Source organism: Pseudomonas japonica (assembly GCF_900188455.1).
GTDB lineage: Bacteria > Pseudomonadota > Gammaproteobacteria > Pseudomonadales > Pseudomonadaceae > Aquipseudomonas > Aquipseudomonas japonica.
Genome location: NZ_FZOL01000015.1, coordinates 26,282 through 41,698, shown reverse-complemented (window position 1 = coordinate 41,698; position 15,417 = coordinate 26,282). Strand labels below are relative to the sequence as shown.

Annotated in this window: 14 protein-coding genes and 1 pseudogene; 9 read left to right on the top strand and 6 right to left on the bottom strand. The window is 61.4% G+C overall.

The genetic code is table 11. From position 1 onward, the window contains the following. The first annotated feature begins 67 nt into the window (after nt 1-67). The 3 genes from CHB99_RS18195 to CHB99_RS18185 all read left to right on the top strand — a co-directional run bounded on the left by CHB99_RS18195 (nt 68) and on the right by CHB99_RS18185 (nt 4,487). Nucleotides 68-2,062 carry a polysaccharide biosynthesis protein gene (locus CHB99_RS18195; protein ID WP_042122565.1) on the top strand — a complete coding sequence of 665 codons (1,995 nt, stop codon included), beginning with the start codon at nt 68-70 and terminating at the stop codon, nt 2,060-2,062. Nucleotides 2,063-2,511: 449 nt separating this feature from the next. Further along, entirely contained in the window at nt 2,512-3,792 is a 1,281-nt protein-coding gene (locus CHB99_RS18190) for a GNVR domain-containing protein (protein ID WP_042122464.1), read from the top strand. A gap of 365 nt (nt 3,793-4,157) precedes the next feature. Beyond that, complete coding sequence (locus tag CHB99_RS18185) at nt 4,158-4,487, top strand: ComEA family DNA-binding protein (protein ID WP_042122462.1); 330 nt, start codon at nt 4,158-4,160, stop codon at nt 4,485-4,487. A gap of 43 nt (nt 4,488-4,530) precedes the next feature. Here the strand turns inward: CHB99_RS18185 and CHB99_RS18180 are convergent, their stop codons facing one another. Further along, a complete protein-coding gene (locus CHB99_RS18180) occupies nt 4,531-4,698 on the bottom strand; it encodes a DUF2897 family protein (protein ID WP_084702591.1) in 168 nt (55 codons plus the stop codon). Between the two features lie 161 nt (nt 4,699-4,859). On the opposite strand from CHB99_RS18180, the gene pyrF reads away from it, so the two are divergent. Then, nucleotides 4,860-5,561 carry an orotidine-5'-phosphate decarboxylase gene (pyrF, locus tag CHB99_RS18175; RefSeq protein WP_042122460.1) on the top strand — a complete coding sequence of 234 codons (702 nt, stop codon included), beginning with the start codon at nt 4,860-4,862 and terminating at the stop codon, nt 5,559-5,561. A gap of 36 nt (nt 5,562-5,597) precedes the next feature. Here the strand turns inward: pyrF and CHB99_RS18170 are convergent, their stop codons facing one another. Then, nucleotides 5,598-6,602: an NADP-dependent oxidoreductase gene (locus tag CHB99_RS18170; RefSeq protein WP_042122458.1), complete on the bottom strand. Its 1,005-nt coding sequence runs from the start codon at nt 6,600-6,602 to the stop codon at nt 5,598-5,600. A 228-nt stretch (nt 6,603-6,830) separates the two neighbouring features. Between CHB99_RS18170 and CHB99_RS18165 the strand changes: the two genes are divergently transcribed. Then, the gene (locus tag CHB99_RS18165; protein ID WP_042122456.1) at nt 6,831-7,592 is read left to right on the top strand and encodes an SDR family oxidoreductase; all 762 of its coding nucleotides are present in this window, start codon (nt 6,831-6,833) and stop codon (nt 7,590-7,592) included. On the opposite strand, the gene CHB99_RS18160 is transcribed toward CHB99_RS18165, so the two are convergent. Further along, nucleotides 7,585-8,754 carry an MFS transporter gene (locus CHB99_RS18160; RefSeq protein ID WP_042122454.1) on the bottom strand — a complete coding sequence of 390 codons (1,170 nt, stop codon included), beginning with the start codon at nt 8,752-8,754 and terminating at the stop codon, nt 7,585-7,587. The two genes, CHB99_RS18165 and CHB99_RS18160, sit on opposite strands and share 8 nt — an antisense overlap. 113 nt (nt 8,755-8,867) lie before the next feature. On the opposite strand from CHB99_RS18160, the gene CHB99_RS18155 reads away from it, so the two are divergent. From CHB99_RS18155 to CHB99_RS30665, 3 genes and pseudogenes are all read left to right on the top strand, one after another. Next, entirely contained in the window at nt 8,868-10,280 is a 1,413-nt protein-coding gene (locus tag CHB99_RS18155) for an aminotransferase-like domain-containing protein (protein WP_042122451.1), read from the top strand. A gap of 131 nt (nt 10,281-10,411) precedes the next feature. After that, nucleotides 10,412-11,494 (top strand): annotated as a pseudogene (locus CHB99_RS30670) (HAMP domain-containing protein); the annotation flags it as partial. Further along, the gene (locus CHB99_RS30665) at nt 11,486-12,358 is read left to right on the top strand and encodes a methyl-accepting chemotaxis protein (protein ID WP_377697131.1); all 873 of its coding nucleotides are present in this window, start codon (nt 11,486-11,488) and stop codon (nt 12,356-12,358) included. The pseudogene CHB99_RS30670 and the gene CHB99_RS30665, both read left to right, overlap by 9 nt. Before the next feature lie 15 nt (nt 12,359-12,373). On the opposite strand, the gene CHB99_RS18145 is transcribed toward CHB99_RS30665, so the two are convergent. Further along, complete coding sequence (locus CHB99_RS18145) at nt 12,374-13,567, bottom strand: benzoate/H(+) symporter BenE family transporter (protein ID WP_042122447.1); 1,194 nt, start codon at nt 13,565-13,567, stop codon at nt 12,374-12,376. A gap of 133 nt (nt 13,568-13,700) precedes the next feature. On the opposite strand from CHB99_RS18145, the gene CHB99_RS18140 reads away from it, so the two are divergent. Next, nucleotides 13,701-14,303, top strand: coding sequence for a glutathione S-transferase family protein (locus tag CHB99_RS18140; RefSeq protein WP_042122445.1), 603 nt, complete (start codon nt 13,701-13,703; stop codon nt 14,301-14,303). A gap of 88 nt (nt 14,304-14,391) precedes the next feature. Here CHB99_RS18140 and CHB99_RS18135 read toward each other — a convergent pair whose 3' ends face one another. Together CHB99_RS18135 and folE are read right to left on the bottom strand one after the other, a co-directional pair. Continuing rightward, the gene (locus CHB99_RS18135; protein WP_042122443.1) at nt 14,392-14,763 is read right to left on the bottom strand and encodes a glutathione S-transferase N-terminal domain-containing protein; all 372 of its coding nucleotides are present in this window, start codon (nt 14,761-14,763) and stop codon (nt 14,392-14,394) included. A gap of 58 nt (nt 14,764-14,821) precedes the next feature. Beyond that, complete coding sequence (gene folE / locus CHB99_RS18130) at nt 14,822-15,367, bottom strand: GTP cyclohydrolase I FolE (protein WP_042122441.1); 546 nt, start codon at nt 15,365-15,367, stop codon at nt 14,822-14,824. Nucleotides 15,368-15,417 lie beyond the last annotated feature (50 nt).

The following is a 15,417-nucleotide window of genomic DNA, read 5'->3' as shown; positions in this document are numbered from 1 at the left end:
GTCGGCAAGTGTGCGTGGTTTCAGGTACTGATTCATTATGGGAGCAGTAAAGGTGTACGAAGGGGTTATGGATCGATTGCGGGCTGTTTTGCTTGGGCTGCCCCGCCGTCAAAAACGCCTGTTGCAGGTAATGGCCGATGTCATACTAGTCTGGGCCGCATTGTGGCTCGCGTTCGTCGTGCGCCTGGGTATCGACGAAATGGCAAACCCCATTCGCGATCACGTCTGGCTGTTCATCAGTGCGCAGATCGTCGCTATCCCACTGTTTATCCGGTTTGGCATGTACCGCGCGGTCATGCGTTATTTCGGTAATGACGCACTCATCGCCATTATCAAGGCGGTCAGCCTCTCGGCACTGATTCTTGGGGTGGTCGTCTATTGGTACAGCAACCATGAGAATGTCGTCCCTCGTTCGATCATCTTCAACTACTGGTGGTTGAGTCTGATTCTTGTGGGTGGGCTGCGCTTGGCCATGCGCCAGTATTTTCTCGGCGACTGGTTTGCGGCTGCTCAGCATGTGCCGTTCACCAACCGCGACGACGGATTGCCCAAGGTTGCGATCTACGGTGCGGGTTCGGCGGGTAACCAATTGGTGGCGGCGCTGCGCCTCGGGAAACTGATGCGTCCGGTGGCGTTCATCGACGACGACAGCAGCATTGTCGATCGTGTCATTTCAGGGCTGCAGGTATACAAGCCTCGTAATCTGCAGAAAATGATCGACTGTACCGGCGCGCAGGAGATTCTCCTTGCGATTCCCTCGGTGACGCGCGCGCGCCGCCGGGAAATTCTCGGGTTTCTCGAGGGCTTTCCATTGCATGTGCGCAGCATTCCTGGATTCATGGATCTGGCCAGTGGCCGGGTCAAGGTCGAAGATATCCAGGAAGTAGATATCGCCGACCTGCTCGGACGCGATGCCGTTCCAGCGCAGGAAGACCTGCTTGAGCGTTGCATCGCCGATCAGTCGGTCATGGTAACCGGCGCCGGTGGATCAATCGGTTCCGAACTGTGTCGGCAGATCCTGGGCCTGCGTCCACGTATATTACTGTTGTTTGAACACAGTGAGTTCAATCTCTACAGTATTCTGTCCGAACTGGAGCAACGTGTTCGGCGCGAGTCGCTGCCGACCAAGATCCTGCCGATTCTCGGGTCGGTGCGTAATCAGGCTCAGATGCTCGATATCATGAAGACCTGGCGGGTCAGCACCGTTTATCACGCAGCGGCCTATAAGCATGTACCAATGGTCGAGCATAATATCGCCGAAGGCGTATTGAACAATGTCATTGGTACTCTGAATACTGCCCAGGCCGCGTTGCAGGCAGGTACTGCCAACTTCGTGCTGATTTCTACCGACAAGGCTGTCCGCCCGACCAATGTCATGGGTAGCACGAAACGACTCGCTGAGATGACCCTTCAGGCGCTCAGTCGTGAGCCTGCACCGGTGCTGTTCGGCGACAAGGGTAATATCTCCCGGGTCAACAAGACTCGTTTCACCATGGTTCGGTTCGGTAACGTTCTGGGGTCGTCCGGCTCGGTGATCCCACTGTTTCACAAACAGATCAAGTCCGGTGGTCCTCTCACCGTGACGCATCCGAACATCACCCGGTATTTCATGACCATTCCCGAGGCCGCTCAGTTGGTCATTCAGGCGGGTTCGATGGGGCAGGGCGGCGACGTATTTGTCCTCGACATGGGCGAACCAGTTCGCATCGTGGAGTTGGCGGAAAAGATGATCCATCTCTCCGGCTTGAGTGTTCGCTCCGAACGCAACCCCCATGGTGATATCGCAATCGAGTTTACCGGTTTGCGTCCTGGAGAAAAGCTCTATGAAGAGCTGCTGATCGGTGACAATGTCGCAGCGACACGACATCCGATGATCATGACGGCTAATGAAGACTATCTGTCGTGGAGTTCTCTCAGCGAGCGCCTGGGGCAATTGCTTAAGGCGATCGATGAAGATGACTACAATCGGGTCCGGCAGTTGCTGCGAGAAACGGTTAGCGGTTATGCGCCGGATGGCGAGATCGTCGACTGGATTTATCAGCAGCGTCGTCTGGATCCTTGACTAGCAGTATCGGCAACTAACTGAGACCAGCAGGTCAAGTTCTCTTGTTGATCTTTAGCGCGCGAGACAACAATCCGATGCCTGGAAACGAGCCTCGGATTGACTGCTGCTACGAAAAAATATCGAAAGTGCTGCTGCGGGTATGAGTGCACCAGTTATAACGCGCTGAACCTGCGCCGGGAGGAAAAGCGCTGCAATACAGCTACTTCAAGCTGTCGGCCTTCGAAAAATTCTCGGAAGTTACCAGGCGGATTCGTGGAAAGGCTTGGTAGGGCGCGGTTTGCGAAGGTTCAGCAGTCTCCGCGAATGAGTCCTACTCTTGCTATTTGTCAACGAATGCGGGAGAATCTGTAACTTGAAGTTAATTTTCAAAACATATTCCTGACAGGCATGGCGGTAACTTTCCGATGAGTTTCGGGGGTGGCTGTCGATGATTTTTTGAGCGTGCGATGAACATTCCAGTAAAATCGATAGATACCTCTCGCCAAGAAGTGCTTGAAGTAAAAGAGCTTATCAGCGGTCTCTGGGATCAGAGGGCGGTTGTTCTGCTGTTCACCGCTCTGGCGGTGACTGCTTCCATTGCTTATGTTCTGTGGGCAACACCGGAATATGAGGTTGAAAGTTATATTCGTCCGGTTGCACAGGCAGAGCTGGATGAGTTCAATGAGTCTGGACTGTATGTGCTCCAGCCAAAGGATGCGCTGATCCGTGTCGGCTCCTCCATGCAGTCTTACGATGTTCGGCTCAGCTTCTTTCGGGCTAATCCTCAATACCTTGCCCCGCTTCAGGCTGCGGGGCAGACGCTCGAGGAAGCATTCGATAAATTCAATGAAAAGGCCTTTTCCCTTGAAAGCATCGATCCGACCAAGAGCAAGAATCTCAGCGACAGTCTGAGGTTTACTGTCCGATACCCGCAAGGTATAGACGGTGTAGGTATCACCAAGGATTTTACTAACTACGTGGTTACCAGCGAGAAGGAAAGAGTCACCTCCGGCTTGAAGATCCTGATTGCCAACCGTATTACACAGGTCGAAAAAAACCTGGAATCGAAAAAAGCCGGTTACGAGGCGGAAAAAGACTCGAAGATCGCCACCCTGCTTGAGAAAGACCAACTTAAAAGGCAGCTTCTGCAGGATGAACTGAAAGCGCTGCGTCAACAACTGCAAAGCCGCCGGCAAAATCGTATCAAGGAACTTGACGAGGCGATCACCATTGCCAAGAAACTTGGCATTGTCAAGCCGACCACGCCGTCGACCTTTAGCGACGAAAGCCAGGCGCGCCAAAGCAATATGGTCCGTACTGAGGTGAACAATCAGAAGATCCCGCTGTATTTCATGGGGCAATCTGTATTGGAGGCGGAACGCAGTACCTTGGAAACACGGCGTTCCGATGACTTCACCGAGCCACGTATTGATGAAATCCAGAAAGAGCTCAGCTTGCTGGCCAGCAATCGTGAAGTTGAACTCCTCAAGAGCCGACACAATCCCGAACTGTTCTTGAAGGAAATTGCGGATATCCGTGGTGAGTTGACGCGTTTGCAGCAACTGAACACCAAGTTCGATAACCTCGAACTGGCTCGGGTCGACAAGATTGCAATGGAACCTCAATCCCCAGTCAAGCCGAAGAAAGCGCTTATTGTCGGCTTTGGCTTGCTGTTTGGGTTCTTGCTGGGGCTGGGCGTTGCAGTTGTGCGGCGCTCTGTGCTGGCATCCCAACAAAGTCGTCATTGATGTGGGTGCTGCGATAGCCTCTATTCGCAGCACGCAAGATTGTTTCATCTCTACTCGCTGCCGGTTTCCTGAGCACGTATCGCTTGGGGACGGCAGCCCTCCTTTGACAGCCCTTCTGCAACGTCCGCATGGTGCGTACAGTGCGTAATCTGGCATTTTGCCTTATTTCGAAGTGCCCAGCGAATATCCAAGCTCCCTGACGGCGATGACCTATTGGGCGCGCCTGGTTTCGGTGCGCTCTTGAATTGTTTGGAAAACACTGAGGCGACAAGGGCGTTTGCCGATCCATAACCACAGGTCTAGCCTTCTGCGGCAGCTACGGAAAAGCTGCCCCTGAAAACACTGATCCTATGGAGCAACATCCTATGCGCCCTACTTACCTTACTTCCGTTCTGGCAGCATTCGTCGTGACATTTTCCCTCGCGGCGGGAGCAGCACCGGGTAAATCAGGCAATGCTGAAACAGCACCGCTATCAATCTCTGCGGAGCAGTCGACCGGGAAACTCGATTTGAACAAGGCCGATGCCCTTACGCTTCAGCGTGAGCTCTCGGGAATAGGCGAGGCTAAATCGAAAGCAATCGTTGCCTATCGGGAATCCAACGGAAACTTCGCATCTGTGGACGAACTGCTGGAGGTCGAGGGGATCGGCAAGGCAATTGTCGACCGTAACCGGGAGAAAATAACGGTCAACTGAAGCTCTCAGGGGTGGGCTTCCCCCGCCCCTGAATCCGCTAACCTCAGCGGTCTTGTGCCTCTTTGGCGTCCATCTCCGCATTCCTTTCATGAACGCGTTTCAACTGCTCTTCCGTCAGTGGCAATTTCTTCGCCGTGTCTCTCAACATCATCAGACCACCGATGATGGAGCCAAGTGCCACCAGCAGAATCAACCAGGCATACCAAGGCATGACAGTCTCCTTCTCTCTCGGCGAACGGGCCGTGTCTGTAATATCGAGTAAAATCTTAACGCATTGGTTCAATTATAGGGCGAGTGCGATCGCCGGCCCCCTTTGCAGCGCCGCATCGTTTACAATGCGCGCCGTTTTCGACTTGCCAAGAGACCCTGCCCATGTCCGCCTGCCAGACGCCCCTGATTGTCGCCCTGGATTTTCCCACCCGTGACGCCGCCCTTAAGCTGGCCGATCAGTTGGACCCTGCGCTGTGCCGGGTGAAGGTCGGCAAGGAGCTGTTCACCAGCAGCGCTTCCGGCATCGTCGAAACCCTGTGCAGCAAGGGTTTCGAAGTTTTCCTCGATCTGAAATTCCACGACATTCCCAACACCACGGCGATGGCGGTCAAGGCCGCGGCCGAGATGGGTGTATGGATGGTCAACGTACATTGCTCGGGCGGCCTGCGCATGATGGCGGCTTGCCGTGAGGAACTGGCCAAGCGTAACGGCCCGCAGCCACTGCTGATCGGTGTGACCGTGCTGACCAGCATGGAGCGCGAGGACCTGGCCGGAATCGGCCTGGATATCGAGCCGCAGGAGCAGGTGCTGCGTCTGGCTGCGCTGGCAGAGAAGGCCGGTATGGACGGTCTGGTCTGCTCGGCCCTGGAAGCACCGGCGCTGAAGGCGGCGCATCCGTCGCTGCAACTGGTGACCCCAGGTATCCGTCCGACGGGCAGTGCCCAGGATGACCAGCGCCGTATCCTGACCCCGCGTCAGGCCCTGGATGCCGGTTCCGATTATCTGGTGATCGGCCGCCCGATCAGTCAGGCCGCCGATCCTGCACAGGCGTTGGCTGCGGTCGTCGCGGAAATCCGCGGCTAAGACGAAAGACAGGGCCCGAAAGGGCCCTGTTTCATTTCACACCTTCAGCACCAGCTTGCCGAAATTCTCCCCGCTGAACAGCTTCAACAGCGTTTCGGGGAAGGTCTCCAGGCCTTCGACCACGTCCTCCTTGCTCTTCAGTTGGCCGCTGGCCAGCCAGCCGGCGATTTCCTGGCCCGCCGCGGCGTACTGGGAGATGTAGTCCATGACCACGAAACCCTCCATCCGCGCACGATTGACCAGCAATGCCAGGTAGTTGGTCGGACCTTTCACCGCCTGCTTGTTGTTGTACTGGCTGATGGCGCCGCAGATGACTACGCGGGCCTTGAGGTTGAGCTGGCTGAGCACGGCATCGAGGATGTCGCCGCCGACGTTGTCGAAATACACGTCCACGCCTTTCGGGCACTCCCGCTTCAGACCTTCCAGCACATCCTCGGCCTTGTAGTCGATGGTGCCGTCGAAGCCCAGCTCATCCTTCAGGTATTGGCATTTCTGCGCACCGCCGGCGATACCCACCACGCGGCAACCCTTGATCCTGGCAATCTGCCCGGCGATGCTGCCCACCGCGCCGGCGGCCCCGGAAATCACCACGGTGTCGCCAGCTTTCGGCTGGCCGACGTCGAGCAGGGCGAAATAGGCGGTCATGCCGGTCATGCCCAGCGCCGAGAGATAGCGGGGCAGCGGCACCAGCCGCGGGTCGACCTTGTAGAAGCCCTGGGGCTCACCGAGGAAGTAGTCCTGTACGCCGAGGAGGCCATTGACATGGTCGCCGACGGCGAACTTCGGATTGCGTGAGGCGACTACTTCGCCGACCCCCAGGGCACGCATCACTTCGCCCAGGCCGACGGGGGGAATGTACGACTTGCCCTCGTTCATCCAGCCGCGCATTGCCGGGTCGAGGGACAGGTACAGGTTCTTCACCAGCACCTGGCCATCGGCGGGTTCGCCCAGCGGCGGCTGTTCGAAGTGGAAGTCGTCCCGGGTCACGGCGCCCAGCGGGCGTTTGGCGAGCAGGAAGCGGCGATTGGTCTGGGCAGTCATGGGAGCCTCGCAAAGGTTGGGCAAAAGCACTGTGATAGCCCTTCATGGCGTCCTCGGCAAGCTCGGCGGTCACAGCGAATACCCAAGCATCCAGCAGGGTTATGAAGCGTCGCGGGGATAATCATCACTTCGCATAATGCGCCAACCGGCGTCTTGATGATGCTGCCCAGACGCCGCGCTGCCTGACTAGACTCTCGCCACTTTCCTACCTTGTTGCAGGAGCTATCGATGAGTATGAAATTCAGCGGCCAGGTTGCCCTGGTCACCGGCGCCGCCGCGGGCATCGGTCGGGCCACGGCCGAGGCGTTCGCCGCCGAAGGCTTGAAAGTGGTTGTGGCCGACCTCGATGTCGCCGGTGGCGAAGCCACGGTGGAGTCGATCCGGGCGGCGGGCGGCGAGGCGATCTTCGTGCCTTGCAACGTGACCCGGGATGCCGACGTGCAGCAGTTGATGGCGCGCACCGTCGAAGCCTACGGGCGCCTGGACTACGCCTTCAACAATGCCGGTATCGAGATCGAACAGGGGCGTCTGGCCGAAGGCAGCGAAACCGAGTTCGACGCGATCATGGGCGTCAACGTCAAGGGCGTATGGCTGTGCATGAAGCACCAGTTGCCGCTGATGCTGGCTCAGGGCGGCGGGGCGATCGTCAACACGGCTTCGGTGGCTGGTCTCGGCGCGGCGCCGAAGATGAGCATCTACGCGGCCTCCAAGCATGCGGTGATCGGTCTGACCAAGTCGGCGGCCATCGAGTACGCGAAGAAGCAGATCCGGGTCAACGCCGTCTGCCCGGCGGTGATCGACACCGACATGTTCCGTCGGGCCTACGAGGCCGATCCGCGCAAGGCCGAGTTCGCCGCGGCGATGCACCCGGTGGGGCGCATCGGCAAGGTCGAGGAAATCGCCGCCGCCGTGCTCTACCTGTGCAGCGATGGTGCGGCGTTCACCACTGGCCATGCCCTGGCCGTCGACGGCGGCGCCACCGCTATCTGAGGTTCAGCAGGGCCTGGATCGCGGCGTTGCGGCTGGAGCGCAACAGGGCGCCGGCGACCGCCAGGCAGCCGAGCAGCAGCAGGGCACCGAACAAGGCCAGGGCGGTGCCCGTGCCGAAACGGTCGGCGAGCAGGCCGGTGAAGATCACCGGCAGGCTGAAGCCCAGATACGCCAGCAGGAAGAATCCGGCGCTGGCGCGGGTCTTTTCCGCGCCGGCCAAGGTATTCACCGCTGACAACCCACCCAGGTAAATGAATCCGTAGCACGCGCTGCTGGCGCCGACCGCCCCCAGCAGCACGGCGGCCAGCACCCCGCTGTGCGCGCCCCAGGCCAGCACGGCGTAACTGCACGGCAATACCAGCAGGCCCAGCAGGGTCGAGCGGGCCGAAGCCATGCGTCGTGCCAGGGGCTGGAACAGCAGTCCGCAACTGATCACACAGAACGTCGACAGCCCCGACCAGTTCGCCAGGTGATGGCGGGCCAGGATCGACGGCATCAAGGCGATCACCAGCGCGACGCAGGCCCAGGCCAGCAGGATCGCCAGGCCGTAGGGCAGGCTGCCTTGCGGATAGCAGGGCAGGCGCAGCAGCGGCGTGGCACGGCGTGGCGCCGGATCCGGCAGGCGCAGCACCGCCAGCAGGGCGACGAAGGCCAACGCCAGATGCAGGGGGAAGCTGCCTGGCACCAGGCTTGGCCCCCACAGCAGGAACAGGCTGGTGATCGCGGCGCCCAGGCCGAAGCCCAGCGACGTACTGGCGGTGACCCGGTTCGCCGCGGCACGACTGTCGCCGTCGTGCATCAACTCGCTCATGTACGCGGTGCCGGTGGCCGAAGCCAGTGCCGTGCCGATGCCCAGCAGCGTGCGGGCGAAGGCGAGGCTGGTCAGCCCAGGAGCGATCAGCATCAGCACGGTTGCCGCCATCGACAGGCACAGCGCGGCGAGGATCAGGCGCTTGTGTCCGACCCGGTCGGCCAGCCCGCCCAGCAGCAGCAACACGGGCAGTACTCCGAGCACATAACCGGAAAAGGCTACCGCCGTCGCCGCCGCGCCCTGGCCGGAGAGTGCCGCGTAGGCGGTATAGAGCGGGGCCTGGAGGTTGACGGCGAAGGTCACCAGGCACAGCGCGAAGGCCAGTGTGGTGGGGGCGTGGCGGCTGATCATGAGGCTCTCCTTGAATGACCAGGCGATTGTCCCGAGGGGCTGGAACACGGAAAAGGCACAGCCCGCGGACATTTGTGATTAACTGTTTGGCCAAAACGAGCAAACACTTCGCCATGAAACTCAACCTCGATCGACAACTGGCCACGCCCCTGGTGCAACAACTGACCGAGCGCCTGCGCGACTGGATCGCCACCCAGCGCCTGCGCCCCGGCACCCGCTTGCCGTCGATCCGCGATCTGGTGCGCGAGCAGGGCGTCAGTCAGTCCTGTGTTATCGAGGCCTATGATCGGCTGGTCTCGCTGGGCTGGCTGGAGGCGCGTCATGGCGTCGGTTTTTTCGTCGCTGAACGCAAGGGGCAGGCGCCGTTCGCCGAGGAGCCGGCCTGGGGCGAGGGCGCCGAAGGTCGCTGGCGGCTGTTCAGCGATAATCAGGAAGACCTGCTGCGCCTCGGTTGTGGCTGGTTGCCGGGCAACTGGCGGCAGAGTGAGGAAATTGCCCTGGCGATTCGTCAGATCAGTCGCGGTGCCGAGCAGGATCTTTTCGGCTATGGCCCGCCACTGGGGTTGACGGTATTGCGCCAGCAGGTGCGCAAGCGTCTGGCCTTGCTCGGCATCCAGGTGCAGCCGGAGCAGATTCTCGCCACCCAGGGCGCCAGTCATGCCCTCGACCTGCTGGTGCGTACGCTGCTCAAGCCCGGCGACAAGGTACTGGTGGAGAGCCCCGGCTATTACAACCTCTACAACCTGCTGCGCCTGCATGGCGTGCAGATGCTCGAGGTGCCGCGCACGGTGGACGGCCCGGACCTCGACATCCTCCGCGCGCTGCTGGACGAGCACCGACCGCGCTACCTGTTCGTCAACAGCCTGTACCAGAACCCCACCGGCACCAGCCTGAGCCCGCGCAGCGCCCAGCGGTTGCTGGAACTCGCCGGCGAATTCGACCTGCGGATCATCGAGGACGATATCTACGCCGACTTCCAGGAAGGCCCTGCCACGCGGCTGAGCACGCTGGACAGCCAGCAGCGGGTGATTTATCTGGCGAGCTTCTCCAAGACCCTGAGCAGTTCCCTGCGCGTCGGCTACCTGGTGGCGGACGCGGCGCTGATCGCGCGCCTGGCCGAGGTGAAGATGGTCACCGGCATCGGTGCCTCGCGTTTCGCCGAACAGGTGGTGGCGCAGTTGCTCGGTAGCGGGGTGTACCGCAAGAGCGTGCAGCGCCTGCGTCTGCGTCTGGCCGAGCATATGGCCAGTGCCTTGCGCCTGCTCGAAGCCAATGGCTGGGAGGTTTTCGCCGAACCCTACGGCGGCATGTTCGTCTGGACCCGCTATCCGGGCGCGGATTTTTCCTGTCTGCAGCAGATCGCCCAGGCCGAAGGTGTACTCCTCTCCCCAGGCTCGGCGTTCGACCCACAGGGGCGGGACAGCGACTGGCTGCGGATCAATGTCGCCTATGCCAGGGACGTGCGTGCCCAGGCGTTTTTCCAGGCGGTCGGGCAGATGGCGTTGCGGCGACCTCCAGCATCCTGAAAACGACGGCTTCCTAGCTTTTTGCCATTATTGCGACACGGGTGTCTTGTGCACTCACCAGCGCGGTTGCCACTCTGCACCCTTGGATATGCGGCAGGTTTTCCAAGGGCAGCACGAGAGGGCGGCGAACAATGAAGTCGGGCGCGAATGGCGGTTTCGCCAACCTGGGCATGGCCCGCAAGCTGGGGCTGGGATTCACACTGGTATTGCTGCTGACGGCAGTGGTGGCGGCGATCGGGATTGCCGCGCTGCACGTGTTGGGCCAGCGCTTCGACGGGCTCAAGCAGATCACCGAATTCAACAATGGCGTGCTGGCGCTGCGTCTGCACGAGCAGCGCTATGCCCAGCGTTCCGATCCCAAGGAGGCCGAGACGCTGCGCAAGGGCGTCGAGGCGCTCGTCAGTCGGGCCACGGAGTTGCCGGAGCTTGGCGGTAGTGATGTCGGCAGCGCGCTGGGCGCCTATCGCCAGGCCTTCGATCAATTCGTCGAACTGACCCAGGCCAAGGAGCTGGCGCTGGACATGGCCAGTTGGTCGGTGTCCAGCGTTGCCAACAACCTCGACGTCCTGCAGGCCGGGCTGGCTGACGACGGTACCTGGACCCTGAAGGATTCGCAGGGCCAGAAAGGCGCCGAGTTCGTCGAGCAGGCCGGCCAGGTGGCCCAGGTCGCGCGGCTGATGTTGCAGGCCATGGATGAAGCGCGGGTGCGCCTGGAGCAGAACCGCAAGGGCGCCGATGACGTGCGTCAGGGTCGTATCGAGCAGGCCGAGCAGGCGGCGCAGTTGGCCGACCAGCTCAAGGGCACGGTACAGGACCCCGGCTACCAGAGCGTGCTGGGCGAAGTGGTCACGCACATTGCCAGTTTCGGCGAAAAACTCGGCGAATATACCGATCTGCTGGCCCGCGAGGAGCAGTTGCGCAAGCAGTTGCAGGAGCGTGCCGAGCAGGTGACGGCGCGGGTCGAACAGATCAACGCGCAAATCGATGCGCAGATGCAGGCCGAACTCAAACGCAATGCGTTGTTGATCCTGGTCTCGTCATTGGCGGCATTGCTGGTGGGGCTGGTGGCTGCGGTGCTGATCACCCGGGCGATTGTCCTGCCGTTGCGTCGGGTCATCGTCCGTGCCCAGGAAATCGCCGCCGGCGATCTGCGCGGCGAGATCGCCGTGGACCGTGGTGACGAGGTCGGCCAGTTGCTGCTGGCGATGCAGCAGATGGGCAGCGGCCTGAGCGGCATCGTCAGTGGTCTGCAGTCGGGTATCGACAAGCTGGCCAGTAGCGCCCACACCCTGTCGGCGGTGACCGAGCAGACCAACCGTGAGGTCAGCAGCCAGAAGGACGAGACCGACCAGGTCGCCACCGCCATGCAGCAGATGACCGCCACGGTGCACAGTGTCGCCCGCGATGCCGAGGAGGCGGCGCAGGCCGCGCAATCGGCGGATGACAAGGTGGAAAGCGGCCAGCAGGTGGTGCGCCAGAGCATGCAGCGCATCGAGCGTCTGGCCAGCGCCGCGGATTCCGCCAGTCATAGCATCGAAAGCCTCAGCGCCGAGATCCAGCACATCGGTTCGGTGCTCGAAGTGATCAAGAGCGTTGCCGAGCAGACCAATCTGCTGGCCCTCAATGCGGCCATCGAAGCCGCCCGCGCCGGGGAGCAGGGCCGTGGCTTCGCCGTGGTGGCGGACGAAGTGCGCGCGCTGGCCCAGCGTACCCAGCAGTCCACCGGCGAGATCGAGCGCCTGGTCAGCAGCCTGCGCAGCAATGCCCAGGCCTCGGTGGCGCAGATCCAGGACAGCGGCGAACTGGTCAAGCTGGCGGTGGCCGATGCCCTGCAGACCGAAAGCGCCCTAGGCAGCATCGCCAGTGCGGTGTCGCTGATCCAGCAGATGAACCAGCAGATCGCCGCGGCGGCGGAACAGCAGAGTTCCGTGGCTGAAGAGATCAGCCGCAGCGTCACGCAGATCCGCAGCAGTGCCGATCAGTCGGCGATGGCCATGCGCGGCAACGCCAGCTCGAGTATCGAGCTGGCGCAGTTGGGGGCGGAGTTGAAGGGGATGGTCGGGCATTTCCGGATCTGAGTCCGGAAATGCCTGTCAGGCGCTCTTGCGCCAGTTCAGGATGACCAGGGTCAGGACCCCGGCGACGATGCCCCAGAAGGCCGAGCCGATGGAGAACAGGGTGAAGCCGGAGGCGGTGACCATGAAGGTGATCAGCGCCGCTTCGCGTTCCCTGGCTTCGTTCATCGCCACGCTGAGGCCGTTCATGATCGAGCCGAACAGGGCCAGGGCGGCGATGGACAGCACCAGTTCCTTCGGCAGTGCGGCGAACAGCGCCGCCAGGGTCGCGCCGAACGTGCCGGCGATACCGTAGAAGATCCCGCACCAGACCGCCGCGGTGTAGCGTTTGGCAGGGTCTTCGTGGGCGTGCGGGCCGGTGCAGATCGCCGCGCTGATCGCCGCCAGGTTGATCCCGTGGGAGCCGAAGGGGGCCAGCAGCAGCGAGGCGATGCCGGTCACCGAGATCAACGGCGACGCCGGTACCTGGTAGCCGTCGGCGCGCAGGACGGCCACGCCCGGCATGTTCTGCGACGTCATCGCGACCACGAACAGCGGGATGCCGATGCTGATGGTCGCGGCCAGGGAGAAGCTCGGCGTGGTCCATACCGGGGTCGCCACTTCCAGCTTGAAGCCGCTGAAATCCAGCAGGCCGAGTGCGGCGGACAGCGCCGTGCCCACCACCAGCGCTGCCAGCACCGAATAGCGCGGCGACACTCGCTTGATCAGCAGATAGCTGAAGAACATGCCCAGAACCAGGGTGGTGCGGTGCTGCGCGGCAACGAAGATTTCGCTGCCGATCTTGAACAGGATCCCCGCCAGCAGGGCCGAGGCCAGGGATGCCGGGATGCGTCGCACCAGGCGTTCGAAGCTGCCGGTCAGGCCGCAGATCACTACCAGCACGGCACAGGTGATATAGGCACCGATGGCCTCGCCGTAGGTCACGCCGCCGAGGCTGGTGATCAGCAGGGCCGCGCCGGGGGTCGACCAGGCCACGGTCACCGGGGTGCGGTAGCGCAACGACAGGCCGATGCTGCACACTGCCATGCCGATGGAAAGGGCCCAGATCCACGAGGAAATCTGCGCGTTGCTCAGGCCCGCCGCCTGGCCGGCCTGGAACATCAGGACCAGGGAACTGGTGTAGCCGGTGAGCATGGCGATGAAGCCGGCGACCACCGCCGAGGGAGAGGTGTCGGCCAGCGGCCGCAGGTGCGCGGAGGTGGCGTCGGGCATGGATATTTCCTTATTGTTCGATGTAAGCAGTTTTTTCAGACTACCGTGCGATGGGGTAGCGAGTGCGGTACAGCAATCGTTGCATTTAACCGTACAGTCATCGCATGGGTTTTACGCAAAGGGGGAGGGGTCGATGTACAAGGTCTATGGGGATTACCAGTCGGGTAACTGTTACAAGATCAAGCTGATGCTGCATCTGCTCGATCTGCCCTATGACTGGCAGCCGGTGGACATTCTCAAGGGGGAGACGGAGACGCCGGAGTTCCTGGCGATGAACCCCAACGGCAAGGTGCCGGTGCTGCAACTGGAGGATGGCTCCTGCCTTTGGGAGTCGAATGCGATCCTCAACTTCCTCGCCGAGGGCAGCGAATTTCTGCCCAGCGAGCCGCGCTTGCGCACCCAGGTGCTGCAGTGGCAGTTCTTCGAGCAGTACAGCCATGAGCCGTATATCGCGGTGGCGCGTTTCATCCAGTTCTACCTGGGCTTGCCTGAGCCGCGCATGGACGAATATCGCAAGCTGCACAAGGGCGGGAACAAGGCGCTCAAGGTCATGGAGCGGCAGCTGGAAGTGACGCCGTATCTGGTGGGGGAACGCTATTCGATCGCCGATGTGGCGCTGTATGCCTACACCCATGTGGCCCATGAGGGCGGTTTCGATCTGAGTGCGTATCCGAAGGTGCGCGAGTGGCTGGCGCGAGTGGCGCAGCATCCGCGGCATGTGGCGATGGTGGATTGAGGGGGATTGGGACCGCTTTGCGGTCCTTCGCGGGCAAGCCACGCTCCTACGATTGGCGCCTGGCTTGCCTGCAAAGCAGGTCCGTGGATCACACCGCCGAGAAGCGCTGATCCAGGTACGCGATGATCGCCTTGGATTCGTACATCCAGGTGGTCTTGCCGTCTTCTTCGATACGCAGGCACGGCACCTTGATCTTGCCGCCTTCGTTGAGCAGGGTCTGCCGATCCTGTTCGTTGTTCTTCGCATCGCGCAGGGTCACCGGTACGTTCAGGCGGTGCAGGGCGCGGCGCGTCTTGACGCAGAACGGGCAGGCGTGGAACTGGTACAGGCTCAGTCCGCGGGCCTGCTGCTCGACACTGGCCTGGGCGGCGGGATTACGTTTGAGCTTGGCCGGACGGCTGACCCAGTCGAGAAAGACGATCAACTGGCCGAGGCCGACGCGCAGGGCTTTGACGATCATGGCAACTCCTCAAAAGAAAAGGCCGACCTGCAAAGGTCGGCCCGGATGACACGCCCGATCACTTGATCAGGCTGAGAAACTCGCTGCGGGTCGCCGCGTTCTCGCGGAATTCGCCCAGCATCACCGACGTGATCATGGACGAGTTCTGCTTCTCCACGCCGCGCATCATCATGCACATATGCTTGGCCTCGATGACCACCGCCACGCCCACGGCGCCAGTGACCTGCTGCACCGCCTCGGCGATTTCGCGGCTGAGGTTTTCCTGGATCTGCAGGCGACGGGCATACATGTCGACGATCCGTGCCACCTTGGACAGGCCCAGGACCTTGCCACTCGGGATATAGGCGACATGCGCCTTGCCGATGAACGGCAGCAGGTGGTGTTCGCACAGCGAATACAGCTCGATGTCCCTGACCAGGACCATTTCGCTGTTGTCGGAGCTGAACAGTGCGCCGTTGGTGACTTCTTCCAGGGTTTGGTTGTAACCGCGGCAAAGGTACTGCATGGCCTTCGCGGCCCGTTTCGGCGTGTCGAGCAGGCCTTCGCGGGAGACATCCTCGCCGAGTTGGCCAAGGATCGCGGTGTAATGCTGTTCCAGGGACATGGATCTACCTGTGGTGTATTTCGCAAACGCGAAGGGTACGGCGGCTGTGG